The organism is Actinoplanes sp. NBRC 101535, from assembly GCF_030269225.1.
Taxonomy (GTDB): Bacteria; Actinomycetota; Actinomycetes; order Mycobacteriales; family Micromonosporaceae; genus Actinoplanes; species Actinoplanes rectilineatus.
The window spans coordinates 219,459-243,932 of the sequence record NZ_BSSY01000013.1 but is presented as its reverse complement, the minus strand read 5'-3'; the positions used below and the strand labels follow the sequence as shown (position 1 = coordinate 243,932).

General features: G+C 70.8%; 29 protein-coding genes. 13 read left to right on the top strand and 16 right to left on the bottom strand.

Going from position 1 to position 24,474, the window contains the following annotated elements; translation table 11 throughout:
• Positions 1-3 precede the first annotated feature (3 nt).
• The 3 genes from QSK32_RS31455 (at position 4) to crcB (ending at position 1,854) form a co-directional block, all read left to right on the top strand.
• The gene (locus QSK32_RS31455) at positions 4-1,005 is read left to right on the top strand and encodes a hypothetical protein (RefSeq protein WP_285473913.1); all 1,002 of its coding nucleotides are present in this window, start codon (positions 4-6) and stop codon (positions 1,003-1,005) included.
• A gap of 118 nt (positions 1,006-1,123) precedes the next feature.
• The gene (locus tag QSK32_RS31450; protein WP_285473912.1) at positions 1,124-1,495 is read left to right on the top strand and encodes a fluoride efflux transporter FluC; all 372 of its coding nucleotides are present in this window, start codon (positions 1,124-1,126) and stop codon (positions 1,493-1,495) included.
• Positions 1,492-1,854: a fluoride efflux transporter CrcB gene (crcB, locus tag QSK32_RS31445; protein WP_045740611.1), complete on the top strand. Its 363-nt coding sequence runs from the start codon at positions 1,492-1,494 to the stop codon at positions 1,852-1,854. Before QSK32_RS31450 ends, crcB begins: the two co-directional genes overlap by 4 nt.
• Positions 1,855-1,876: 22 nt before the next feature.
• Here the strand turns inward: crcB and QSK32_RS31440 are convergent, their stop codons facing one another.
• From QSK32_RS31440 to QSK32_RS31410, 7 genes are all read right to left on the bottom strand, one after another.
• Positions 1,877-2,521 carry a response regulator gene (locus QSK32_RS31440; RefSeq protein WP_045740610.1) on the bottom strand — a complete coding sequence of 215 codons (645 nt, stop codon included), beginning with the start codon at positions 2,519-2,521 and terminating at the stop codon, positions 1,877-1,879.
• A gap of 29 nt (positions 2,522-2,550) precedes the next feature.
• Positions 2,551-3,855 (bottom strand): sensor histidine kinase, encoded by a 1,305-nt coding sequence (locus tag QSK32_RS31435; RefSeq protein ID WP_285473911.1) that lies wholly within the window; start codon positions 3,853-3,855, stop codon positions 2,551-2,553.
• A gap of 177 nt (positions 3,856-4,032) precedes the next feature.
• A complete protein-coding gene (locus tag QSK32_RS31430; RefSeq protein WP_045740608.1) occupies positions 4,033-5,220 on the bottom strand; it encodes an acyl-CoA reductase in 1,188 nt (395 codons plus the stop codon).
• Positions 5,217-6,251, bottom strand: a complete 1,035-nt coding sequence (locus QSK32_RS31425) for a LuxE/PaaK family acyltransferase (protein ID WP_285473910.1) — start codon at positions 6,249-6,251, stop codon at positions 5,217-5,219. Before QSK32_RS31425 ends, QSK32_RS31430 begins: the two co-directional genes overlap by 4 nt.
• Positions 6,248-7,465, bottom strand: coding sequence for an AMP-binding protein (locus QSK32_RS31420; RefSeq protein ID WP_285473909.1), 1,218 nt, complete (start codon positions 7,463-7,465; stop codon positions 6,248-6,250). The genes QSK32_RS31425 and QSK32_RS31420 overlap by 4 nt, the downstream gene beginning before the upstream one ends.
• The gene (locus tag QSK32_RS31415; protein WP_045740605.1) at positions 7,462-8,193 is read right to left on the bottom strand and encodes an SDR family NAD(P)-dependent oxidoreductase; all 732 of its coding nucleotides are present in this window, start codon (positions 8,191-8,193) and stop codon (positions 7,462-7,464) included. The genes QSK32_RS31420 and QSK32_RS31415 overlap by 4 nt, the downstream gene beginning before the upstream one ends.
• Positions 8,190-8,432 (bottom strand): acyl carrier protein, encoded by a 243-nt coding sequence (locus tag QSK32_RS31410; protein ID WP_045740670.1) that lies wholly within the window; start codon positions 8,430-8,432, stop codon positions 8,190-8,192. Before QSK32_RS31410 ends, QSK32_RS31415 begins: the two co-directional genes overlap by 4 nt.
• Positions 8,433-8,620: 188 nt before the next feature.
• Here QSK32_RS31410 and pseB point away from each other — a divergent pair, with 188 nt between their 5' ends.
• The 9 genes from pseB to QSK32_RS31365 all read left to right on the top strand — a co-directional run bounded on the left by pseB (position 8,621) and on the right by QSK32_RS31365 (position 17,344).
• Positions 8,621-9,601, top strand: coding sequence for a UDP-N-acetylglucosamine 4,6-dehydratase (inverting) (pseB, locus tag QSK32_RS31405; protein ID WP_045740604.1), 981 nt, complete (start codon positions 8,621-8,623; stop codon positions 9,599-9,601).
• Positions 9,601-10,725: a DegT/DnrJ/EryC1/StrS family aminotransferase gene (locus QSK32_RS31400; RefSeq protein ID WP_285473908.1), complete on the top strand. Its 1,125-nt coding sequence runs from the start codon at positions 9,601-9,603 to the stop codon at positions 10,723-10,725. Before pseB ends, QSK32_RS31400 begins: the two co-directional genes overlap by 1 nt.
• Before the next feature lie 6 nt (positions 10,726-10,731).
• Positions 10,732-11,571, top strand: coding sequence for a hypothetical protein (locus tag QSK32_RS31395; RefSeq protein WP_285473907.1), 840 nt, complete (start codon positions 10,732-10,734; stop codon positions 11,569-11,571).
• Positions 11,568-13,082, top strand: a complete 1,515-nt coding sequence (locus QSK32_RS31390) for a class I SAM-dependent methyltransferase (protein ID WP_045740601.1) — start codon at positions 11,568-11,570, stop codon at positions 13,080-13,082. The genes QSK32_RS31395 and QSK32_RS31390 overlap by 4 nt, the downstream gene beginning before the upstream one ends.
• Positions 13,079-13,804: a cytidylyltransferase domain-containing protein gene (locus QSK32_RS31385; protein WP_045740600.1), complete on the top strand. Its 726-nt coding sequence runs from the start codon at positions 13,079-13,081 to the stop codon at positions 13,802-13,804. The genes QSK32_RS31390 and QSK32_RS31385 overlap by 4 nt, the downstream gene beginning before the upstream one ends.
• The gene (locus QSK32_RS31380) at positions 13,801-14,808 is read left to right on the top strand and encodes a PseG/SpsG family protein (RefSeq protein ID WP_285473906.1); all 1,008 of its coding nucleotides are present in this window, start codon (positions 13,801-13,803) and stop codon (positions 14,806-14,808) included. Before QSK32_RS31385 ends, QSK32_RS31380 begins: the two co-directional genes overlap by 4 nt.
• Before the next feature lie 81 nt (positions 14,809-14,889).
• On the top strand, positions 14,890-15,909 hold the full coding sequence (locus QSK32_RS31375; protein WP_045740598.1) for an endo alpha-1,4 polygalactosaminidase: 1,020 nt from the start codon (positions 14,890-14,892) through the stop codon (positions 15,907-15,909).
• Positions 15,910-15,927: 18 nt separating this feature from the next.
• Positions 15,928-16,422, top strand: coding sequence for a SigE family RNA polymerase sigma factor (locus QSK32_RS31370; protein ID WP_045740597.1), 495 nt, complete (start codon positions 15,928-15,930; stop codon positions 16,420-16,422).
• Complete coding sequence (locus QSK32_RS31365) at positions 16,415-17,344, top strand: hypothetical protein (protein WP_285473905.1); 930 nt, start codon at positions 16,415-16,417, stop codon at positions 17,342-17,344. Before QSK32_RS31370 ends, QSK32_RS31365 begins: the two co-directional genes overlap by 8 nt.
• Positions 17,345-17,384: 40 nt before the next feature.
• On the opposite strand, the gene QSK32_RS31360 is transcribed toward QSK32_RS31365, so the two are convergent.
• The 8 genes from QSK32_RS31360 to QSK32_RS31325 form a co-directional block, all read right to left on the bottom strand.
• A complete protein-coding gene (locus QSK32_RS31360; protein ID WP_285473904.1) occupies positions 17,385-18,401 on the bottom strand; it encodes an NADPH:quinone reductase in 1,017 nt (338 codons plus the stop codon).
• 30 nt (positions 18,402-18,431) lie between these two features.
• Positions 18,432-18,935, bottom strand: a complete 504-nt coding sequence (locus QSK32_RS31355; RefSeq protein ID WP_285473903.1) for a GNAT family N-acetyltransferase — start codon at positions 18,933-18,935, stop codon at positions 18,432-18,434.
• Complete coding sequence (locus tag QSK32_RS31350) at positions 18,932-19,120, bottom strand: HipA N-terminal domain-containing protein (protein ID WP_285473902.1); 189 nt, start codon at positions 19,118-19,120, stop codon at positions 18,932-18,934. The genes QSK32_RS31355 and QSK32_RS31350 overlap by 4 nt, the downstream gene beginning before the upstream one ends.
• On the bottom strand, positions 19,117-19,380 hold the full coding sequence (locus QSK32_RS31345) for a helix-turn-helix domain-containing protein (protein WP_285473901.1): 264 nt from the start codon (positions 19,378-19,380) through the stop codon (positions 19,117-19,119). Before QSK32_RS31345 ends, QSK32_RS31350 begins: the two co-directional genes overlap by 4 nt.
• 122 nt (positions 19,381-19,502) lie before the next feature.
• Entirely contained in the window at positions 19,503-20,546 is a 1,044-nt protein-coding gene (locus tag QSK32_RS31340; protein WP_045740593.1) for a S66 peptidase family protein, read from the bottom strand.
• A 39-nt stretch (positions 20,547-20,585) separates the two neighbouring features.
• Positions 20,586-21,302, bottom strand: a complete 717-nt coding sequence (locus tag QSK32_RS31335) for a zf-HC2 domain-containing protein (RefSeq protein WP_045740592.1) — start codon at positions 21,300-21,302, stop codon at positions 20,586-20,588.
• Positions 21,299-21,820 carry a sigma-70 family RNA polymerase sigma factor gene (locus tag QSK32_RS31330; protein ID WP_045740591.1) on the bottom strand — a complete coding sequence of 174 codons (522 nt, stop codon included), beginning with the start codon at positions 21,818-21,820 and terminating at the stop codon, positions 21,299-21,301. The genes QSK32_RS31335 and QSK32_RS31330 overlap by 4 nt, the downstream gene beginning before the upstream one ends.
• Positions 21,821-21,965: 145 nt before the next feature.
• Positions 21,966-23,027, bottom strand: coding sequence for a neprosin family prolyl endopeptidase (locus QSK32_RS31325; RefSeq protein ID WP_245673831.1), 1,062 nt, complete (start codon positions 23,025-23,027; stop codon positions 21,966-21,968).
• 398 nt (positions 23,028-23,425) lie between these two features.
• Between QSK32_RS31325 and QSK32_RS31320 the strand changes: the two genes are divergently transcribed.
• On the top strand, positions 23,426-23,899 hold the full coding sequence (locus QSK32_RS31320; RefSeq protein WP_045740590.1) for a cysteine dioxygenase: 474 nt from the start codon (positions 23,426-23,428) through the stop codon (positions 23,897-23,899).
• Here the strand turns inward: QSK32_RS31320 and QSK32_RS31315 are convergent.
• A complete protein-coding gene (locus QSK32_RS31315; protein ID WP_285473900.1) occupies positions 23,886-24,455 on the bottom strand; it encodes a hypothetical protein in 570 nt (189 codons plus the stop codon). The genes QSK32_RS31320 and QSK32_RS31315 overlap by 14 nt on opposite strands.
• Positions 24,456-24,474: the final 19 nt, after the last annotated feature.

Sequence of the window (24,474 nt, the reverse complement as noted above, 5' to 3'; positions counted from 1 at the left end):
TCCATGAATCACCGCCCGGCACTCGGGACCGACCCGGTGGCGAACCACCGGATCCTGCAGGACCTGTTCGACACCGTGCCACCCGGCAAGCTGGAGTTGGCGCCGGGCCGGCACGAGCTCGCGGACGGTCTGCGAGTGCCGGGCGGCTGGACCGTCCGGGGCGCCTCGGCCGGGGAGACCTGGCTGGTGGCCCGGGAGCGGACCGGTCATCCGGTGCTGCACGTTCTCGGCTCCGGCGTCTCGGTCAGCGATCTCGGACTGCGGCCGGCACCGTCCGACCCGGGCGAGCACGGCGGCGACCGCGGCACCGGCCTGACCGTCGGCGAGTACCTCTACGCCGGCCCGGTCACCTGGATCAGTGACGTGGACATCCGCCGGGTGCACGTCGACCACGGCGAGCTGCGGACCGCCAACGCGATCGGCGTGATGGGCGCGGTCCGCGGGACGGCCCTGCACGACGTATCGGTGACCGGCGGCTACACCGGTGTCGCGGTGCACTGGGGCGCGGCCGGGGCGGACGTCTCGTCGATCACCGGCCAGACGTACCACCCGCACGACCTGACCATCTCCGGCCTGCGGGTCCGCGACGCGGTCGAGGGGTTCTACCTCAGCTCGGTGCACGACGTCCGGGTCTCCGGCGGTTGCCTGCGCGACGTCGAGATGGGCTTCCGCCTGCTGCCCGGCGACAACACCGACCGGTTCGTCTCGTCGTCGGCCGGCCTGGTCGGCGCGAACATCGAGATCAGCGACGTCTGCGTCCGCTGGTCCGGCCCCCGCTACGCGGTCCGTGTCGCCGGGTGGGGTCGCAGCGAGGTGGACGGCCTGGTCAGCGTGCTCACCTACCGGAACGCGGTGATCCGGGACTGCCGTCTGATCGGCGCCGGGACCCAGGAGTCGTGGTCCCCGGTCCTGGTCGAACGCGCTCCCGGCGTGGCGTTGCGGGGCATCGAAGCCGCCACCGAAGGGCCCGGGAAGTGCTGTGAACTCGGCCCCGGGGGCCCCTGAGGGCCGATCAAGATCTTCGCCTACAGTGGACGGTGAGCATCTCCGCGAGGAGTGTGCCCCCGAGCCGATCGGGGGGACGCCGCCACGTCCCCCCGATCGCCGGTTACCGTCTTCGGTGATGAGACTCGACGTGGACCGGCCCGTTCTGGTGGCCGTCGCCGCCGGTGGCGCGCTCGGCGCCCTGGCCCGCTACGCGATCGCGTCCGCCGGGCCCGGTTCGGTCTGGACGACGTGGCTGATCAACGTCTCCGGCTGTTTCCTGATCGGCGTGCTCTACACCCTGCTGCCGCGTCTGCGCCCGCAGGACCGCCTGTTGCGCCCGCTGCTCGGCACCGGTGTCCTGGGCGGTTACACCACGTTCTCCACCGCGACCGTCGAGGTCTACCTGGCTTCACCGCGGACCGCCCTGCTCTATCTGGCGGCGACGCTGGTGGGCGCGATCCTCGCGGTCGCCGCCGGCAGCGCCGTCGCCCGGATCGGCACCCCATGACCCCTCTCATGGTGATCGTCGGGGCGGCGATCGGCGCACCGGTCCGCTACCTCACCGACCAGGCCATGCGGAAACGCTTCGGCCCGGATTTCCCGTGGGCCACCCTCACCGTCAACGTGGCCGGCTCGTTCATCCTCGGCCTGGTCCTCGGCCTGCATCTGCCGCCTACGCTGGTCGCACTGCTCGGCACCGGTTTCTGCGGCGCCCTCACCACGTATTCCACGTTCGGTTGGGACACCCTCACCCTGGCCCGTCGGGGTGCGCCGGCGGCCGCGACCGCCTACGTCCTCCTGAGCGTGCTGGCCGGCCTGGGCGCCGCCGCCCTGGGTCACTCCCTGTCGCAAGCTCTCGCCGCTTAGCGGGTACGCCGCCGCGGCGATCTCAGGACTGGAGGTAGGCCAGGACGGCCAGCACCCGGCGGTGCTGCTCCTCGTCCTGGTGCAGTCCGAGCTTGGTGAAGATGTTGCGGACGTGCTTCTCCACGGCACCGTCGGTGACCACCATCTTGCGGGCGATCGCGCCGTTCGACATGCCCTCGGCCATCAGTTCCAGCACCTCACGCTCGCGCGGGGTCAGGCCGCGCAGCGGGTCGTCGCGGCGCCGCCGGACCAGCAACTGGCCGACCACCTCGGGGTCGAGAACCGTGCCGCCCTCGGCGACCCGGTGCAGGCCGTCCAGGAAGTCGGCGACCATCGCGACCCGGTCCTTCAGCAGGTAGCCGATCGCGCCCCGGCGGTCGGCCAGCAGGTCGGCGGCGTAGGAGACCTCGACGTACTGGGAGAGGACCAGGATCGGGGTGCCCGGCACCGCCGCCCGGGCCTCGACCGAGGCGCGCAGGCCCTCGTCGGTGTGGGACGGCGGCATCCGGACGTCCACGATCGAGACGTCCGGACGGTGTTCCTTGATCGCCGCGACGAGGGACGGCCCGTCGCCGACGGCCGCCACCACGGTGTGGCCGTTCTCCTCGACGAGCCGGACAAGGCCCTCTCGCAACAACACCGCATCGTCGGCAATCACCACACGCATGCGGTCATGCTGTCAGACCTGCTGCACCGTCACAGGGGCAGTGCCGCGGTGAGACGGGTTCCGTCACCTTCCGGACTGTCGACCGCGAGCACACCGCCGGTGGCGCGGACCCGGTCGTCCAGGCCGGCCAGCCCGTGCCCCTTGGCCAGGCTCGCCCCGCCGACACCGTCGTCGGCGACGGTCACCACCAGGCCGGTCTCGATCCGCTGCACGCTGACCTGGACCTCACTGGCCTGGCTGTGCTTCGCCACGTTGGTCAGCGCCTCGGCCACCACGAAGTACGCGGCCGACTCGACGGCCGGGTCGAGCCGCTCGCCCAGCGGCGCGTCCAGATCGACCGGGACCGTGCAGCGCCCGGCCAGTGCGGTCAGTGCCGCCTGCAGGCCGCGGTCGACCAGGATCGGCGGGGCGATGCCGCGGGACAGGGCACGCAGTTCGTCGAGGGTCTCCCGGGTCTGGGCGATCGCCTCGGCCACGGTCGCCCGGGCCGCGTCCGGGTCGGTGCTGAACTGCTGCTCGGCACGGCCCAGGTCCATGGCGAGCCGGACCAGGCGCTGCTGCGGACCGTCGTGGATGTCGCGTTCCAGTTTGCGCAGGGCGACCGCCTCGGCGCTGACCGCGGCGGTCCGCTGCTCCTGGGCGACGGTGCGGGCCGCGTTCGCGTCGGCGACCTGCTGCCGGAGTTCGCCGACGCCGCTGAGCAGTGCCCGGGCGAACAACGCCTCGACCAGGGCGGCGCCCCGGACCACCGGGCAGAGCGTCGCCGCGAAGATCAGACCGACCAGCACGTTGAGCGTGATCCGGGCGAACGTGGTGTCCCCGAAACCGAGCAACTCGGCCAACTCCACGTTCTCCGGCGGGTGCGGCAGCGCCCAGTCGTAGAACGGGGTCGCCAGTCCGGCGAGGGCGACCGCCCACCAGACCACCGTGACCACGAAGGCGAACAGGCTGGGCACCAGCCGGATCAGGCCGTGCAGCAGGTCCAGCCAGGCCTGACCGTCGGCGAGCGGCGACACGAGCTTGCCCATGAAGCTCTTGCCGGCCGTGGACCGGTAGGCGGGGTGCGGGATCGGCCGCCGCAGCACCGCGCCGATCCGGTAACGCTCCAGGAGCGCGAAGCCCCGGGCCATGAAGAGGGTTCCGACGAGGATCGGCAGGCCGATCCAGATGATCGTGGTGCTGACGCCGACGGCGAAGCCGGCGATGCACAACGGCAGCGTGAGAACGGCAAGGGGCAGGCCCAGCAGCGAGTACTGGGTGTCGATACCCAGTTGGCGCAGGTAGCGGCCGATCGGGCGGGTGCTCACCGTGCCACCGGCGAAGGTCGTCGTCATGTCGTCGACGCTAGGCAATCGGGGCCCCTTCCGTGATCCCGCGAGCCGCCCGAACGGCAGTAGGGTTAACCCGACCATCATCGGATCCGGTGGATGGTCACCGGGCCGCCCCGGACGCCCCGCCCGGCGCGAAGACCCACTCGTTGAGCCGGTACGTCGCCGGGCCGGCGGCCGTCATCACATCTGCAGTGTGGTGAGCCGGGTGAACTCGGCGGGCAGGTCGTACCCGTCCCAGAGCGCGCCGAAGGTCAGTGCGGAACCGAACGGCACGATCCGGTCGACGCCACGTCCGCCCAGCTCGGTGGCGAAGTCCCGCAGTTCGGCCGGGGTGAAGCCGAAGTGGCTCACCGTCTGGTCCTGCCGGTTCATCGCCGGGACCAGGTCGCGCAGCGACGGGACCTCGGCGAACGGGAACGCGCCCGCGCCGATCCAGCGCCGCGGTGCGGTGCCCGGGCCGGCCAGGGTGACCGCGGTGATCCGGTTGTCCGGGAAGTCCAGCGTGCGGGCCGCCCCCGTGGCGGCCAGCCCGTACGCGTTGACCCGCTTCTCCACCGCCATCGCCGCGTCCACCGTCCAGCCCCGCTGGTCGACCACGTCGAGCAGCAGGTCCAGGAACTCGGTGCGGACCCCGTCGGCGTCGCCCGCCCGACCGCCGACCAGGAACACGGTCCGCGGCGAGGAGCAGGCGGCCTGGTCGAACCAGTACGCGTCGTTCGCGAACCCGACCACCGCGGTGCGCCGTGCGGCCGGGTCGGCAGCCCGCCAGCCGGGCACCGAGAGCACCGCCCAGGAGGTCCGGTCCGGGAAGGTCAGGTCACGGGCCGAGGGCCGCAGCGGGTGCTTGCGGATCGCGTCCACGGCGGCGTCGCCACCCCAGACGACCCGCAGGTCGCACCACTTGCTGAGACTCGCGGTGACGGCGTCGTCCCGCCCGTACGTGACCATGCGCTGGGTCCGCCCGATCACCGGGTCGGCCTTCACCGCGTTCATCGCGTCCAGGATGACCTCGGCGGCACCGGCCGACCGGGACGAGATGCGGACCACGTTGTGGTTGCCGGCCAGCGCGGAGATCGCCCAGGAGTAGACGAAGATGGTGTCCACGTTGGCCGGTGGCAGGTGGAACACGTTGCCCCGGGGGAAGACCAGCGCGTCGTCGCGCCGCATCTTCTCCACGGCCCGGTTCAGTTCGGCGGGACGCAGGAAGTACCCGAGCGAGCCCAGCTCCGGGTGCCGCCGGGCGACCGCCGGGGCGAGCAGCTTGCGGGCCAGTGCGGCCAGGAAGTCGACCACCCGCGGGTCGCCGACGCTCAGCCGGTCATCGGAGGGTGCCGTCAGATCTCCGTCGGCACCGAATCGGAAGATCACGCCGCCTCCCGGTACGTGTCGGAGCAGCCCCGGGCCTCGGCGCGGGGCAGCCGGCCGAGCACCGAGAACCGCTTGCCGGGCCAGTCGCCGTCGTCGATCCCGTGCACCACGCCCAGGTCCTCGGTGAGCAGCACATGCCCCGGGTACGACGTGGGCAGCGTGCTGATCACCTCCAGGAGACCCGGCTTGCCGGGCGGAAGCTCCGCCCAGGTCTGCGGATCGCGAACCACCACGTCCGCGAAGTCCGGGCAGTACAGCGAGCCACCGGACGGTCCCTCCAGGAAGATCGTGCCGATCTGCTCGACCATGCCGTAGTAGTTGTGCACCTTCGTCAGGCCGACACCGGCCAGCCGGGCGCGGAACTCGTCCGGCGACACCGCCTGGTCGATCAGCTTCTTCCAGCCGCCGGAGTGGATCAGGATGCCGTTGCTCAGGTCCAGCCCGTGCCGGAGTGCCACCTCGTAGAGGTGCAGCCAGACCAGGAAGGTGAAGCCGAAGATCAGGAACGGCCGGTCGCCGTGCTTCTCCAGGAAGCCGCGCAGGGCGGTCAGGTCGACCTCGCCCTCCATGTCGAGCGCCCACACGTGGTCGCGGCCGAAGGTGGACATGCCGAGCACGCCGGCACCGCGGGCGCTGAACGACGTGCGGTCCTTCAGCATCGCCCTGGTGTCGACCAGGATCATCGGCAGGCGCTTCGGGCCGAGCACGGTCTGCACCGTGGCGGCGAGCCGCCGCTGCTGCTCGGCCGCGGCCGCCTTGTCCAGGTAGATCCTGCTGACGTCCCCGGTGGTGCCGCTGGACGTCAGGGTCTTGAAGACCTCGTCGTCCGGGATGCTCTTGAGTTCCAGGGTCTTGAACAGCCGGACCGGCAGCCACGGCAGATCCGCGATCGAGGCGGCCTCGGTGAAACCGGACGCGGACAGGATCCGGTCGTACGGCTCGCAGTTCGCCCGGTGGTGCGCGGTCAGGCCGGCGAGTTCCTTGAGCAGGACCTCTTCCTTCGCGGCCTGGGACAGGGTGAAGACACTCACAACGACGCCTCCAGCGCCCGATAGTCCGTCTTGCCGTTGGGCAGCAGCGGCAGGGCCTCGATGCTGCGCACGTCCACGCCGGTGTAGTGGCTGCCCAGCCACTCGGCGATCTTGGTGCGGAGCGCGCGGGCCTCGTCCGGGTCGATGCCCTCGGCGAAGACGTGCAGCTTGTCGTCGCCGGCCACAGCCGCGACCGGGAAGTGCTTCTCCACGTCGTCCAGGTTGATCCGGACGCCGAACACCTTGCCCATCCGCTTGAGCCGGCCGGTGATGAACAGGTAACCCTCGTCGTCGAGCCGTCCCAGGTCACCGGTGTGCAGGACGCCGCCCTGCTCGTCGCCGCGGGCCAGATCGGCGCCGGTCTCCGCGTACCCCATCATGACGTTGGGCCCGCGATAGACGACCTCGTCGTCCTCGATGGTGAAGGTCGCACCGGGCATCGGCAGGCCGACCGAGCCGGACTTCTCGGCGAGGCGCTCCGGCGGCACGGTGGCCATCCGGGGCGCGGCCTCGGTCTGGCCGTACATCACGAAGAACCGGCCACCGGCGGCCGCCATCTTCTCGGCGAACTCGGTGACCCGCTCGGCGCGCAGCCGGCCGCCGGCCTGGGTGAGGCTGCGGAGCGTCGGGTACTTCGCCGGGTCGAAGCGCAGGCGGCGCAGCATCTCGTACTGGTACGGGACGAACGCCATCGAGGTGACGCCGTGCTCGTTCACCGCGGTCCAGAAGTCCCGCTGCATGATCCCGGTGCGTTCCAGCACCACCGTCGCGCCGCGCAGCAGGTGCGAGTGCAGCACCGACAGCCCGTACGAGTAGAAGAGCGGCAGCGTGGTGATCGCCACGTCGTCGGCGGTGACGCCGAGGCTCTCCGCGACCTGTTCGGCGTTGGCCAGCACCGCCGAACGGGACAGCCGGACCAGTTTGGGGTTGCCGGTGGAGCCGCTCGTGGTGAGCAGCAGCGCCAGGTCGGGGTGCACCTCGTCGGTGGTGTACCGGTGGATCAGGTCGGTGTGGCCGGTGTCCGGGTCGAGCAGCACGACCGGCTTGCCGGCCCGCAGCGCCGCCAGGTAGGTGGCGACCGACCGCACCGTGGTGTGCATCGGCAGGAAGACCACCGGTCGATCGCCCAGAACCACCGAGTCGATCAACGCGGGCGTCAGTTCCTCGCCGGTCTCCGCGTCCACGACGCGGGCATCCGGGTGGAGCAGATTCACAGTACGAGTCCCCCGTCGACCCCGATCACCTGTCCGGTGACGAAACGGGCCTGGTCGGAAAGCAGGAAGGCGATCACGTCGGCGACGTCCCCGGCGGTGCCGAGCCGGCCGAGCGCGGTGTCCGCGATCCGCTCCTGCCGGCCGGCCTCGTCCAGGGTGTCCAGCATGTCGGTGGCGATGAAGCCGGGCGCCACGGCGTTCACCCGGATCCCGCGCGGGCCGAGTTCCTTGGCCGCGGCCTTGGTCAGCCCGATCACCGCGGCCTTGGACGCGGCGTAGACGGCCTGGCCGGCGACGCCGTGCGTACCGGTGATCGAGGCGGTCAGCACGACCGCCGGGTTCTCGGCGCGGGCCAGCAGCCGGACCGCGTTCTGCAGGGTGTGCGCGGCGCCGGCCGCGTTGACCGCGAACAACCGGTCGACGGTCGCGTCGGCGGTCATCCCGAGCATCCCGGCGGCGTGCGTCCCGGCGTTGACCACCAGGGCGTCCAGCCGTTTGAAGTTCTCGAACGCCAGCCGGACCAGTGCCTTGCTGGTCGCCGGGTCGGCGATGTCCCCGGCCGCGTGGTGGACGCTGACACCGAACTTGCCGGCCAGGGTCGACGCGGCCTCGGCCACGCCGGTCTCGCCGTGACCGTGCAGGACCAGGTCGTGGCCCTGCTCGGCGAGGCGGTGCGCGGTGGCCAGGCCGATGCCGCGCGACGCCCCGGTCACCAGCGCGACACTCACTTGACGTCCACCCCGTATTTACCGAGGATTCGCACGGCCTCGGTGAAACTGGACATATTGATGACATCGTCGGTATCGATCATTACCGAGAATTCATCTTCGATAGCCGCGACCAACGACATGTGAGCGAGGGAATCCCACTTCTCGTTGTCCTGGTAGCGCAGGTCGTCCACGGGAGCGTCCGCCGGAAGATCGAGTGCGGAACGGAACGCGTCACGCAGTTTCTGCAGCTCAGACACAGGGTAACTCCAGTCGGGGGGTAGCAAGAGGAGTCTACTTTCCCGCAGCTCCCCGGTCGTCACGACCAAGAGCGGCTGAACTGAAAATGAACTGACATTGGCGTTTCTCCGCTCTTCCGGAAATTGCTGTTCCGGTGGTTATGCTTCCGGCTCGTACCGGCCTATCGCTGATCCCCCGGAGAAAACACGTGTCTGAAATCGCCGGCTCCTCGATCCTTGTCACCGGCTCCACCGGTTCCTTCGGCAAGGCCTTCCTGAGGTACGCCCTCGACAACCTGGACCCGCAGCGCATCGTCGTGTTCTCGCGTGACGAGCTGAAGCAGTACGAGGTTCGGCAGATGTTCGGCGACGACCCGCGCCTGCGGTTCTTCATCGGCGACATCCGCGACCGCGACCGCCTGGCCCGCGCCATGCACGGCATCGACCACGTCGTCCACGCCGCCGCCCTCAAGCAGGTCGACACCGCCGAGTACAACCCCTCGGAGTTCGTCGCCACCAACATCAACGGCACCCAGAACGTCATCGACGCCGCCATCACGGCCGAGGTGAAGAAGGTCGTCGCCCTCTCCACCGACAAGGCGTCCAGCCCGATCAACCTGTACGGCGCCACCAAGCTCGCCGCCGACAAGATCGTGATCGCCGGCAACCACTACGCCGCCACGCACCCCACCCGCCTCGCGGTGGTCCGCTACGGCAACGTGATGGGCAGCCGCGGCTCGGTCGTCCCGTTCTTCCGCAAGCTGGCCGCCGAGGGCAAGAGCCTTCCGATCACCGACAAGCGGATGACCCGCTTCTGGATCACGCTGGACCAGGCGGTCGAGTTCGTCGTCGACTCGTTCGACGCGATGCGCGGCGGCGAGCTCTACGTGCCGCGGATCCCCAGCATGCGGGTCACCGACCTGGTCGAGGCCGTCGCACCGGACGCCGCCACGCACGAGATCGGCATGCGCCCGGGCGAGAAGCTGCACGAAGAGATGATCGCCGCTGACGACAGCCGCCGCACGCTGCGCTTCCCGGACCGCTACGTGGTCCAGCCGGTCGCCGCGAGCTGGGGTTACGAGTCGCCCGCGGGTGGCGAACCGGTCGCCGACGGCTTCAACTACCGCTCGGACAACAACGACCTGTGGCTCTCGGTCGACGACATGCGCGCCCTCCTCGCGGAGAAGTGATGCTGCCCTACGGACGTCAGTCCATCGACGGCTCGGACGTGGAGGCGGTCGTCGCCGCCCTGGGCAGCGACTGGCTGACCACCGGTCCGCGGGTCGCCGACTTCGAGGCGGACCTGGAGCAGGTGGCCGGCGCGCCGTGCGTGACGGTCACCAACGGCACCACGGCGCTGCACGCGGCGTACGCCGCAGCCGGCGTCACCATCGGCGACGAGGTCGTCACCACCCCGATGACGTTCGTGGCCACCGCCTCCAGCGCCGCCATGCTGGGCGCGAAGGTGGTGTTCGCCGACGTCGAGCAGGACACCGCCAACCTGGACCCGGCCGCCGCCGAGGCGGCCGTGACCAGCCGGACCAGGGTCGTGGCCGCGGTCGACTACGCCGGTGTCCCGGCCGACTACGACCGGCTGCGCAAGGTCTCCGAGAGCGCCGGCGCGCTGCTGCTCGGCGACGCCGCGCACTCGATCGGCTCGACCTGGCGCGGTCGCCCGGTCGGCACCCTCGCCGACCTGACCACGTTCTCGTTCTTCCCGACCAAGAACCTCACCACCGGCGAGGGCGGCGCGGTCGCGTCGACCCGGCCGGAACTCGTCGAGCGCCTGCGCACGTTCCGGACCGTGGGCGTGACCCGCGACCCGGCGAAGCTGCGCCGCACCGACGAGGGCGGCTGGTTCTACGAGGTGCACGAGTTCGGTCTCAACTACCGGCTGCCGGACGTGCTCGCCGCCCTGGGCAGCGCGCAGCTGCGCCGGCTGGGCCGGTTCAAGGCGCGCCGCGCGTACCTGTCGGCGCGTTACGACGAGCTGCTGGCCGGCGTGCCCGGCCTGCGCCTGCCGGCGCAGCGGGCGGAGGCCGACCCGATGCGGCACCTCTATCCGGTACGCATCCTCGACGGTCGCCGCCGCGAGGTGTACGACCGGCTGCGGGCCGCCGGGATCGGGGTGCAGATCAACTACATCCCGGTGTACTGGCACCCGGTCTTCGAGGATCTGGGTTACCGGCGGGGCATGTGTCCGGTGGCCGAGTCCTTCTACGCCGAGCAGCTGTCCCTCCCGCTCTTCGCCGACCTCAGCGACACCGACCAGGACCGTGTGGTGGAGACACTGCGCGGCGTTCTCGGGAGCTGAACCGGAGTGCACCACGGGAACCACTTCTACGGCCACGCCCACGTCCTCGCCGAGTACTGCGGGCTCGACCCGTCGCGCCCACCGCGGATCGACGGATACCTGCAGCACGGCTGGAACGTGGTGGACGGGCTGGGCGCGGGGACCCCGTACGCGCCCGGCCTGCCGATCTTCGTCTGGTCCGAGCGGACCCGCCGCCGGGCCTGGTCGATGGGACGCCCGGAAGCCACCGTGATCGGGGCACCGTTCCTGTACCTGGTGGAGTCCATCCCGGACACCGCCGGTCTCACCGAGGTCCGCGACGGCACCCTCTGGTACCCCTTCCACGGCTGGGAGGGGCAGCACGTCACCGGCGATCACCAGCGGCTGATCGACGAGATCACCGCGACCGAGCCGGGGCCGATCACCTTCTGCCTGTACTGGCAGGAGTTCCAGAACGCCAGGATCAGGGCCGCGTACGAGCGGGCCGGCCGGGTGATCTGCCACGGCTACCGCGGGTACATGCGGGAGCGGACCGACGAGCGGTTCCTGCACAAGCAGCTGGCCGAGCTGCGCCGCCACAAGCGGGTGGCGTCCAACCGGCTGAGCAGCGCGGTCTTCTACGGGGTGGCGGCCGGGTGCAAACCGGCCGTGTACGGCGACCCGATGTACCTGCACGGCGAGAACGAGCCGACCGCGGCCCGGATCCGCCGGGAGTGGCCGGAGCTGCACGGCGTCGCGCCCGACCCGGAACATGCCCGGGCCACCGCCATGGACGAACTGGGCGCCGGGCGTCTCGCCTCGCCCGCCGAACTGCGCGCGGTCCTGGGCTGGAAGAACGTCACGACCGAGGAGCGGGCCGCCGCATGATCCAGATGATCGGCGGGGAGATGCCGGAGTTCACCGAGCAGCGCCCGCCCGCCGGCGGACCCGTCCACCGGCACCTCGCCGGGCGGCTCCCGGCACACACCCGGATCCTGGTCGCCGGGCCGCACGACGACGCACTGGTCGACGCCCTCGCCGAGAACCGTGAGGTCACCTGCCTGCTGCGCTCGCAGCCGGACGCCGAGGCGCTCGCCGCACGCGGTGTTCGCGTGCTCTGCGGCAGCCTCGCCAAGCTGACCGAGACCGAGCGGTTCGACACCGTGATCGCGTTCGACGGCACCGGACGGCTCTGCACCCCGGAGGGCCCGCAACTCGACTGGCCCGAGTCGGTACGCGCCCTCAAACGCACCCTGCGCCCCGGCGGCACCCTGCTGCTGACCGTGGAAAACGAACTGGGCGTGCACCGTCTCGTCGACCCCGGCAGCCCGACCGTGGCCCGGGACGGCGAGTGGCGCCCGCTCGGCGAGTTCGCCACCGCGCCCGGACGGCCGGACCGTCTCGCTGCCGCCCTCGGTGCGGAGGGCCTGCCGGTCGCCGGCCTGGCCGCCGTCTGGCCACTGCCCGGACAGCCGACGCTGCTGGTCACCCCGGAGACGCTGCGCTACGGACCGCTGGACGCGCTGGCCGCCTCGGCAGCGTCGGCGGTCGCCACGGCGTACACCGCGAGAGAGGTCCTGAGCGACCCCCGCCGGTTGACCGCCGCGGCCGTGCGCCGGGGTGTCGGCGCCGAGTTCGCCCCCGCCTGGCTGGCCGTGGCCCACCTCGCGCCGCGCCCGGCGCAGGCGCTCGTCCTGCCGCCGGTGCTCGCCGCGCCCGGTCCGGAAACGATCACCGAGGTCGCGGGCAGTCCGGACGGTGTCTGGCTGCGCCGGGTGATCCGCGGCGACGCGTCCCTGAACGGCCCGCTGCCCACCGGCCGCCTGCTCGAGGAGTTGCTGCTCGGCGCCGCGGTCGACCACGACCTGCCCGGCCTGCGCCGGCTGCTGGCCCGGTGGATGACCGTCCTGCCGCAGGCCATCGCGGAGAACGTGGTGGTCGACGGCGACACGTTCGCCCCGCTGGACCCGTCCGCGCCGGACCGGCCGGACGCCCTGACCCGATTCGCCCACACCCTGCTGACCGGCGGATACACGCATCCCTGGCCCGGTGTCACCGACGTGTCCCGGATGATCGCCGTCCTGGCCGGTGCCGCCGGCCTGGCGGAGACCCCGCCGGAGACGCCGGCCGCACCCGGCCCGGACGTCCGGCGCGACCATGCGGAACAACTGGCCGCCCTGCGCCGGCGTCTCGCCGACGCGGAGGCCCGCAACCTCTTCTTCGAGACCGAACTGGAGAAGCGCGATGCCGAACTCGGCCGCGCCAAGACCCAGATCGCCGCGTTCAGCGGATCCCTCGGCTATCGCGCGGCCAAAGCCGGGCTGGTCATCGCCCGCAAGGCCCGCAACCGCCTCCGGAACTCCACCTCCGGTTCCACCGACAAAGGACAGTCGCCATGACCACCCTCGGCATCGTTCAGGCCCGGATGGGCTCCTCCCGGCTGCCCGGCAAGGTGCTGCGCCACCTCGCCGGACGGACCGTTCTCGACCGGGTGGTCCGAGCCGCCCGGGACAGTGGCGTCCTCGACGACCTGGTCGTCGCGACCACCACCGAACCCGATGACGACGCCGTGGTCGCCGAGTGCGCGCGGATCGGCGTGACCTGCCACCGCGGACCGGTCGACGACGTGCTGACCCGGTTCCTCGGGGTGCTCGAGACGCACCAGGCGGACACCGTGCTGCGGTTCACCGCGGACTGCCCGCTGCTCGACCCGCGACTGGTCGAACGGGCCACCCGGGTCTTCGAGGCGGCCGGGGTGGACTACCTGACCACCTCGATCACCCGGACCCTGCCGCGCGGGCTGGACGTCGAGGTGGTCCGGGCGTCGGTGCTCAAGGAGATCGACAAGCTGGCGTACGACCACCACCGCACGCATGTGACGTCGTACGTCTACTCGCACCCGGCGGACTTCGACGTGATCGGCCTGACCGCGCAGCCGGACCTGTCCCACCTGCGGCTCACGCTGGACACCGAGGACGACTGGAAGCTGATCGAGGCGGTCGTCGGCCACTTCGGGGACGCGCCGGTCGCGATCACCACGATGGCCGGATGGCTCGACGGCCGGCCCGAGCTGGTCTCGGTCAACTCGCACGTCCGGCAGAAGGAACTCGAGCAGGCATGACGGTCATCGGGATCCGGTGTGACGCCGGGACGAGGACCGGAGTCGGGCACCTGATCCGCTGTGTGGCGCTGGCCGAGGAGCTGACCGCCCGCGGTGCGGACGTGCACTTCCTCGCCGACCTGGGCGGGCTCGCCTGGGCCGAGGCACAGTTGCGGCAGCGGGGACTGGCCTGGCATCCGGCGCCCTTCGACGCGGTCGGCCTGGTCGCGGCGACCCGGCGTCTCGGACTGGACGCCCTGGTGATCGACTCGTACACGCTGTCGCCGGAGCAGAGCGTGGCGGTCCGGGCGGCCGGGCTGCCGACGCTGGCCATCGTGGACGGTGACCCGCGGGGGCAGAGCGCGGACATCTACGTCGATCAGAACCTCGACGCGGTGCTCGACCACGGTGACGTCCGACTCGCCGGTCTCGACTACGCACTGTTACGTTCATCGGTGCGCCACCTCCGGCCTTGGAGGCAGCCGGTGCATGCCGCGACGCGTACCCCCAGGATTGTCGCTTTCTTCGGCGGAACCGACGCCTTCCGGGCCGCGCCGCAGGTGGCGCGGCTGCTCACCGAGGTCGCGGCACCGTTCGACGCGACCGTGATCGCCGCTGACGAGAGCCTGCGCGCCGAACTGCTCGCGGTCCGGGCCGGTCCGGGTCAGCACTTCGAGATCATCGACCCCACCGACCACCTGCCCGAACTGCTCGTCGACGCCGATCTGGTGATCAGTGCGAGCGGCACGTCGACCTGGGAACTGCTGTGCCTGGGCCGGGCGGCGGCGTTGCTCTGGGTGGTCGACAACCAGATTCCGGGGTACGAACGGACGGTCGCGCGCGGCTTCGCCGCGGGGATCGGCCGTCTCGGTGACTTCGATCCCCGAGCGGCTGACGTGCTGCGGGAACTCCTCACCGACCCGGCGGCTCGGACCGATCTCGCCGGGCGTGGATGGGCAGCGGTCGACGGCCGTGGGGTCGAACGGGTCGCTGACGCTCTGCTCTCGGCCAGTGACCGAAAATAATCACTGATCGGCGGCAGCAGACGCAGCGGCTCACCGCGTTCATCGGGTGGAGTTGTCCCGCACCCCCGAGGAGCTGCAGTCATGGCGTCGAAGCGCAAGAAGATGTTGATAGGTGCGGCGGTGGCGGCCGCCACCGCCGTCGCTCTCGCCGCCGGGATCGGCACCGCTTCGGCCTACACCAGGCCGGCGGCCTCCCCGAAGCCGTCCAAGTCGGCGACGGTCAAGCCCAGCACCGCCAAGCCCACCACGGTCAAGCCCACGACGGCCAAGCCGACCGCGACCAAGAGCGCGTCGGCCACACCGTCGGCGTCGAAGTCCGCCACGCCCACGAAGACCACCGCTTCACCGGCGGCGACCACACCCACCAGCGCCACCGGCACCTGGACGGCCCCGACCGGCAACGCCGGCTTCGACTACCAGATCGGCGGCGCCTACACCCCGCCCAGCGGCGTGACCGTGGTCAGCCGCGACCGCGAGGCCTCGCCGGCCGCCGGCCTCTACAACGTCTGCTACGTCAACGCCTTCCAGGCCCAGCCCGGCGACGAGTCGTGGTGGAAGACCAACCACGCCGACCTGCTGCTGCGCGACAAGAACGGCGCCCTCGTGATCGACGAGGACTGGAACGAGCTGATGTTCGACATCTCGACCGCCGCGAAGCGCACCGCACTGATGACGGTCGTCGGACCGTGGATCGACGGCTGCAAGACCAGCGGTTTCCAGGCCGTCGAGTTCGACAACCTGGACTCGTACACCCGGTCGCAGAACCTGCTGACCCAGGCGCAGGCCATCGAATTCGCCACGTTGCTGTCCGATCGTGCCCACACCAAGGGTCTCGCCTCGGGGCAGAAGAACCTGGCCGAACTGACCACCGCGAACGCCAAGAAGATCGGCTTCGACTTCGCGGTCGCCGAGGAGTGCGGCGCCTGGGACGAATGCGACGCCTATACCGCTACGTACGGTAACAAGGTGCTGGTGATCGAGTACTCTCAGGAGGGCTTCACCAAGGCGTGCAAGGCACACGGCAGCACGCTCTCGATCGTCCTGCGCGACGTCGACGTCAGCACCAAGGGCTCCGGTTCGTACGTCTTCCAGACCTGCTGAGGTTTCGCTCCCCCCTTCATGACCGATTTTGACGACTTCGTGCACGGCCGCGGGCGGGCGTTGCTGCGGTTCGCGTACGTGCTGTCCGGCGACGCGTACCTCGCCGAGGACCTCGTTCAGGAGGTCCTCGCCCGGATGCACCGGCGCTGGGACAAGATCACCAAGATGGACAGTCCGGAGGCGTACGTCCGCACCGCGATCGTCCGTCAGTTCCTGTCCTGGCGCCGGCGGCGGGCCTCCCGCGAGGCGATCCTCGCCGAGGTGCCCGAGCCGCCCGGATACGACGAGCCGCAGCAGCGCGTACTGGCCCGCGACCAGATGTGGCAGCTCCTGACCGGCCTGCCCCGGTCCCAGCGGGCCGTACTCGTCCTGCGGTTCTACTGCGACCTGCCGGACGACCAGATCGCGACACTGCTGGGCTGCGGCGAATCCACGGTCCGCTCCCAGGCGGCGCGGGCGCTCGCCAAGATGCGGACCATGATGAGTGAGGGAGGGGTGCGCCGCGATGGATGACCTGGACCGGTTGCTCGCAGAGTCGATGCACACCGCCGCCGACCGGGCGCCCTCCGAATCCGGCCTGCTCGGATCGGTACACGACCGGTCGCACCGCTACCACCGGCGCCGGGTGGTCACCGGGTGGGCGGCCGCCGCCGTGGCGGCGCTGGCCATCGGCGTTCCGTTCGCGGTGACGAACACCGACACCCCGGCCCCGGTCCCGGCCGCCGACACCCTCGTCGCGGGCTGGACGGCGCCGGTCTTCCCCTTCACGCTGCCGCAGACCGCCGATCGCAAGACCCCGGTCGCCACCATGGTCGACGGCGACCTGATCGGGTTCTTCGAGACCACCGACTACGACGAGGCGGACGTGACGATCACCGTCGCGGACTCGGCGCCGGTGTTCACCGGGGAGGCGACCACACGGGACATGACCGTTCGCGGGCACAAAGGGACGTTGCGGACTGTCAACACCAAACCAGCGAAACGGCTCACGCTCACCTGGCAGGAGTCGGCGGGCACCTGGATCCTGCTGGAGACCGACGACACGTACAAACCGAAGGACGTGGTGGCGCTCGCCGACGCGATGACCGCGGCGTCGATCGCGGTGCAACCGCCGTTCCGGCTCGACCTCACCCCCGCCGGACTCCAGACCGACACCGTCACCGCCTCCCGGATGACGTTCCGGACAGCGTCCGGGACCACGGTCCTGCGCACGATCCTGCGGAAACGGCAGACCCTCACCGGCGTCGACCAGAAGGTCAACGGGTACGACGCCGCCCTCACCCGCGACGCCGCCGGCGTGACCCTCGCGATCGACGTCACCGACTGGCAGGCCACGCTCGAGGTGACCGTCGACGCGGCGTTCCCGATCACCGACGCCGACCTGCTCCGGTACGCCACCGGTGTCCACCTGCTGAACCGCTCCGACCCGGAATGACCCCGCCGGCACGCTGACCCGCTCCGGCCCGGAGCAGGACTCAGGCCGCGGTCACCTCGACGACGACCTTGCCGACCGCGTGGTTCTCCACCGCCTCGTGCGCCTCGGCGATCCGGTCCAGCGGAAACCGGATGATCGGCAGGCCGGCCTCCTCCCCCACCCGGAAAGCACCCGCGTTGACCGCCTCGGCGACCGCCGCCACCGCGTTGGCCTTCTCCTGCGGTGTGGTGGTGTAGGTCAGCACGAAATTCAGGGTGGCGTTCTTCATCATCGCCTTGAAACTGGGCACGCTGAACCGGCCGGCCACGTAGATCGCGATGTGCCCGCCCGGCGCGATCACGTCCAGGTCGAGATCCAGATTGGCGGTGTCCACCTCGACGACCAGGTGCGGCCCGGTCTCGCTGAGCTCGCGGATCCGGGCGGCCACGTCGTCGTCCCGATAATTGATCACCGCGTCGGCGCCGGCCGACAGCGCCAGATCGGCCTTCTCCTTCGACGAGACCGTGGCGAGCACCGTCGCCCCGGCCCACTTGGCCAGCTGGATCGCGGCGTTGCCGACCGCACCCGCACCGCCGGCGACCAGCACCGTCCGGCCGTCGAGCGCGCCCGGCCCGAGCCGCTGCGGACCGTCGGCGGCCACGGTCAGGCAGCGGTGCGCGGTCAACGCGGGGATCCCCAGCCCGGCGCCGACGGTCAGGTCGACGTCGTCCGGCATCCACACCACCTGGCGGCGGGGCAGCACGACGTATTCCTGGGCGGTGCCGTCCGCCCGGCCGAACCCGGCGTCCCACACCCAGACCCGGTCGCCCGGCTCCAGATCCGTCACGCCCTCACCGATCGCGTCCACCACGCCGACACCGTCCTGGTTCGGCACGCGCGGTGGCGCCACCCCGTCCGGCACGCCCCGCCCGGCCCTCGTCCCGGTGTCGGTCGGGTTCACCGCGGAGAGCACGATGCGGACCCGCACCTCCCCGGCGCCGGTCAACGGCAGGTCACGATCGACGATCTGGAAGACGGTGGAAGCGGGACCCGGCTCGTTGAAAACGGCAGCGCGCATGCCTCTCACCTTAGGCGAACAGCCACCGGTCTAGATCTCACGTCGCATCACCAGACGGGGCCATCGGTCCAGCCCGTGCGCGTTCTCCTCGGCCCTGATCGCCCGCAGACCAGGGGTCACCGCGTCGTCGGCCAGCCGCCGGAAACCAAGCCGCTCGTAGTAGGGCGCGTTCCAGGCGACATCGGCGAACGTGGTCAGCGTCAGCGCCGGCGAACCGTGCTCCCGTGCCCAGCCGGCGATCCGATCGATCAGGGCGGCGCCGATCCGGTGACCGGCATGATCCGGGTGGGTGGAGACCTGCTCGACATGCGCCAGGCCGTCGACCCACTTCGCGATCGCGTACGCCACCGGCCGATCCGCCGCGTCCACGGCCACCCAGGCCCGCCCGTCCCGCTGGTACTCCGACAACTCGTCGACGGGGAGCGGCTCGTCGCGGGCCACCGCGTCCATCCCGATCGCGGCGAACGCCCGTCCCGCCGCCACCTCGATCTCCTGCAGCACCACGAGATCGTCGGCCCGAGCCGCTCTGATCATGTCTCCTCCAGAACCTCACGACAGCGCGCGGCGTGCACCGCGAGTGGCATCGACAGGGAGAGCGGCAACGCGGCCGGTGAGGTGCGATATCCCTCGTCGTACGTGACGGACAACCGGCCCTGCTGCCCCCGGGTGAGCAGGCCGGCGACCCTCCCGGTGATCAGCACCGTCAGCTCGATGGTCATCGAGGACCGTCGAATCGCTTCAGGTATTCGTCGAGGTCGAGGTCGCGGGGCGGCTCGGGCTGGACGTCGACGTACAGGTCCAGGGCGGCGGTGACGCGGAACATCAGGCCGGCCTCGGCGGTGGGTTTGCCGGCCTCGAAGGCGGCGAGCCAGCGCCGGCTCACTCCGGCCCGGGTCGCCAGCTGCTCCTGGCTGAGGCCGGCGAGCCGGCGACGCTCCCGGATGTGGAGACCGAGGTCGTGGGCGTTCGAGATCCGCATCGCCACCTCCTTGTGCACGTTCGTGCACATCGTCGCGCCTGTGCACGTACGTGCACATCACGTCGAATGTGCACGTACGTTCCCACTACGAATGGCGTGCACGTACGTGCACGCCGAGGAGCTCAGAAGTGCGCCACGATCCGTTTCGCAACGGCGTCGACGGTGACCCGGCCGCCGTACGGCAGCACCCACTGCGGGTCGGTGTGCCCGAAGTCCACCCCGAAGACCACCGTCGCCTCCGGGTTGTAGACGGCCAGCGCCCGCAGCACCGCGTCCCGCTGGTCCGAGCGGTACTTCGCCCGCTCCTCCTGCGACTTCGAGTCGGCGAAGTGGCTGCCCTTGGCGGCACCGACAAGCACCACCGGGAACTGCTCCAGCAGACCGCGCTCGCCGAAGGCCACCAGCATCCGGTGCACCTGGGACGCGGACGGCATCTCCTCCGACGTCTCCAGCAGCAGCACACAACCGGCGTAGTCGGCGGACGGCCGGATCCACCGGTTCGCCGCCAGGTTCCAGTGGGTGATCTCCAGGCTGCCGCCCCAGGTCGGCGCGGTGACCACCCGTTGCGGCCCGTGCCACTCCCAGCCGGGGCTCGGGTGCATCGGCGCGGACTCGGTCAGCGACCGGGGGTCCTCCCAGCTCAGCTCCTCGTCGCCGAACTCGGCCACCGGGGTGATCTCCAGGTCACCGCCGTCGAAGAGCGCGGCCCGCAGCGAGGTCAGATGTTCCGGGGTGATCCCGGCGCCCCGGCCGAGGTGCACCATGGTCGAACCGCCGTGGTAGCCCGCAACGCCGTGGTTCCAGAGCCAGTTGAGCAGGTTGGTGTTGTCGGAGTACCCGAAGAACGGCTTGGGGTCGGCCTGGAACGGCTCGGGGTCGAGGTGCGGCAACACGGTGATCTGGTCGGCGCCACCGATGGTGGCGAACACCGCCCGGATGTCCGGGTCGGCGTAGGCCGCGGTCAGGTCGGCGGCCCGGTCCTGTGGGGAGGAGTGCTTGCGGGTGGTGGGGTACTCCACCGGGATCAGGCCGAGTTCGTCGCGGATCCGGCGCAGGCCCAGTTCGTACACCTCGGGAAAGAGCACCGGCGCGGCGAAAGCGGGTGAGAGGACCGCGACGCGGTCGCCGGAACGAAGCTTCGGGGGCAGGCTGAGATCAGGACGCATGCCCCTCATTCAACCCACCCCCGCAAGTGGAATCGACCGTCAGGTGACGCGGGCGGTGCCGAGCACCGCGCCGCCACTGTCGGTTATCACGATCTCGGCCACGTCGCCGGCCTGCAGCGAGCTGGCGCCGGTGACCTCGGCGCTGCCGTTCGGGGTGTCACCCCAGACGGCCGCCTGCTCGGTCTTGCCGTCCTTGCCCTTGACCAGGCAGAGGAACGGTCCGTCGCCGCTCATGTGGTCGACCTCCAGGGCGACCGCGACGCCCCAGCCCTTCGCGGTGAGGACCGCGTCGCCGGTGAGCTGGCTGCCCGGTCCGGCCTCGAAGGTCGCCGAGATCGGGTTGCCGCTGGGCCCGGCCACCGGTTCGGTCGGTGTGCCCCGGTTGGTGAAGATCCCGAAGCCGACCGCGGCGGCCGCGATCAGGACGACCGCGGCGGCGGCCAGCCACCGGACCCGGCTCACCCGGGTCTCCCTGGTCTTCTCCGCCCGCATCCGGCTCAGCAGGGTCTCGATGTTCTGCGGGCTGGGGCGGGCGGTCGGCGCGACCGCGAGCGGTGCGCCGCCGGCCAGGTGCCGCGCGTCCGGCAGACTCTGCAGCATTTCGGGTACGGGCGCGAGCCGGTCGAGTTCGGCCCGGCAGTCGGCGCAGTCCCGCAGGTGCTCGTCGAGCCGGTCGGTGTCGCTCTCGTCCAGGCCGCCGAGCAGATAGCCACCGAGCAGGCGATGCAGCGCGCCGTGCTCGTCGAGGTCGCTCATCGCAGCATCCCCATCTCCTCGAAGACGGTGCGCAGGGCACGAACCGCGTAGTAGGCACGGGACTTCACCGTGCCCTCGGGCACCGACAGTTTCCGCGCCGCGTCGGCCACGCTCTGCCCCTCGTAGTACATCGCCTGGATGACGGCCTTGTGTTCCGGGGAGAGGCGCTCCATCGCCTCCGCCACCAGCCAGCCTTCCACCATCTGATCCACATTGTCTGCCGACGGCGCTGAATTGACCGCGTTCTCATCGGCGACCAGGCGTGGACGGCGTTGTTCCGCCCGCCAGGCGTTGGTCGTCACGTTGCGGGCGATGGTGAGCAGGTACGACCTGGTCCGGCCCGGCTCGGGATCCAGATGGTCGATGTGCTTCCAGGCGCGCAACAACGTCTCCTGGACGAGGTCCTCCGCCTTGTGCCGGTCGGAGACGTACCGCGAGACGAAGTTGATCAGAACGGCGTAGTGCTCTGTGTAGAGCGCGGTCATCAGTTGCTCGTCGGGATTGACCCGTCGCTTCATCGGCGCCGGCTCCTCTCGGGTTCCGCCCGGCCACCCGGATGTACATCCTGGCATGAGGATCGGTTCACCGGTGTCCCGGAGATTCACGGAAAGACGGACGCCCGGCACCACCGAAGGGTGACCGGGCGTCCGGGGAACGCTTGTTTCAGCAGGCTCCGGGCCCGCCGTAGCGGAACGTGCGGCTGCTCAGTTTCGAGACCTCGTACCAGTCGCTGGTGGTGCGGACGCTGAGTTCCACGGGCGGGCCGTTCAGGTAGGCCACACTGCCGACCTTGGCGGAGGTGGTGTCGTCGGCCGCCTTGCCGTTGCCCATCTCGGTGCACGGGCGGGGCGTGGACGCGGCGACCTCTCCGAAGACCTGGACCAGGCCGCTCTTGGTGAAGGTGTTGTTCCACAGCTTGCCCGGGAAGTACCCCACCCACTCGGTGTCGTACGCGATCCACCAGGCACCGCCGAAGTACTGGATGCCGAAGCGCTTGGTGGTGTCCTGCACGAGGGTGTCGCCGGGCGTGACGTTCTTGCTGTACTGCACGAAGCCGCAGCCGTTGTAGCAGGTGGTCTGCCGGTCGATCCAGTGGTAGACGAACAGGTGCGGGTCGGCGTCGCCGTTGACGACCCGGTCCACGTTCCAGCCGACCTCGACGATCTGGGCACCGTCGGCGGACTGCACGGCCACCTCGGCGAGGGTGTGGTAGTCGGTGCGGGCCAGGTCGGGCTTGCTGATCGTCAGGTTCGCGTAGACGCCGTCGGCCTCGGCGGCCTGGGACCCGACGTTGTACAGGAAGTTCACCGTCGGACGGCTGCTCGTGCCGCTGGACGTGCCGGTCGGTGCCGGCTCCGGCGGCACGACGTCGGTCTCCTCCGACTTGAGGTACGTCGTCCGGGAGGTCCGGCCCTTGGGCGCCTCGTCACCGTCGGCGGGGACGTCGACGTCGTCCGGGGCGGCGGCGCTGAACCCGGCGGCCTTGAGCGACTTGCTGCTGGCGCCGTCCTGCCCGGTGCGCAGACGTGCGGGGCGCTCGCCCCACGGCAGGTTGGTCGGCGGCTTGAGCACCGGTGCCGCGGCGACCGGGGTGGCGGTCGTCTCGCCGGTGAGACCGGGGATCTGGTCGGCGACCGCGTTGAGGGTCGAGGACGCCACACCGATCGCGCCGATCATGACGGCGGCGAGGCCGGCGGCGAGCAGACCGCGATGCGATTTCGACACGTGTCCGTCCTCGTTGATCGACTGTCGGTGGCGCCGGCCGGTTCGGAAGCACCGGCCGGGAGTTCCACGGCCGTCGCGCTGCCGTATCCGGGCGGCGACGCTCACCATATAGCGTCCTGGATTAGGCAGGGACCGTCTGAGCTGCAATTTTCGCCGTATGGGCGGAAGGGGTCGGCCGATCCGGTGACACATCGGCCGCTTTCGACCACAGAGCGTGGCATAGCGGTTGCGGATCGCAGTTTTTCGCACCAGTTCCCGAAAGAGGCAAAGCTCGACAAGCCTCTTTCAGGGTAGTCGGTGACGACCATCCCGTCTCCGCGATTCGCGACCCGCGGCGGCCGTTCGTGTGGTAAAACCTATCGGGTCTATAGGTTTTATATGCACAGCTGGAGGTTCGCATGTCCGCCACCGGAGTCCGACTCGACCACCTCGCCATCGCCCGGGAGTACGCGGACGCCGCCCACGAGTGGCCGGTGGCACCCCGGTTCAATCCGGTGGACCGCTGGTACCACCGCCTCGCCGCCGCCGACGACCACGAGGTCTGGCTGCTCACCTGGCTGCCCGGACAGGGCACCGAGATCCACGACCACGGCGGCTCCGCCGGCGCGTTCCACATCTTCGGCGGCACGCTGACCGAGGACACCGTCTCCACCGCCGGCGGCACGCCCCGGATCGTCTCGCGGGAACTCGGCGAGGGCGCCGGACGACGGTTCGGCGGGCACCACATCCACCGGATCATCAACAACTCGATCCGGCCGGCGGTCAGCGTGCACGTCTACGGACCGGCCCTGACCAGCATGACCAAGTACCGGATCGGGCCGGACGGACTCGAGGTGCTGACCGTGGAGAAGGCCGGAGTCAGCTGGGCGTGACGATCCCGGAGCGTCCGGTGTAGAGGTGGCGGGTTCCGTCCACTTCGTACCCGGTGCCCGGGGCGTCCAGCCAGACGATGTACGGCGCGCCCGGCACCAGCCCGGTGATGGTGGTGCTGACCGTGCACGCCGTCGTGGCCGGGACGCTCTGCCAGGGCGGCACCGGTTGCGCACCGGAGACCAGCTGCTGCGGCACCGCGACCACCCGGTACGCCGAGTCGTACTGCCGCGGCCACTCGACCTTCAGCGAACCCGCACCCGGCGTCACCTCGATCGGGATGAGCACCTCCTCGGTACGCATGAACGTCTTGGTACAGCCCGGTGACGGCGCCGGGAGGCTGAGCGTGGGATACGGCGACTCCCGCCAGCTGGGCCCGGTCATCGGAGTCGCGCTCGCCAGCGGCGCGGTCCCGTTCCGCACGTCGATCCACTGACCGCCGGGTCGTGGTGTGCCGGTGGCCGTACCGGGGTCGTGCGTGTCGAGCCCCAGCGCACCACAGCCGCCGAGGGTGAGCGAGATCACCGCCAGAGCCGTGCCGGCCGTCGTGAGCCGCATGGTCACCCCCTCGATACGT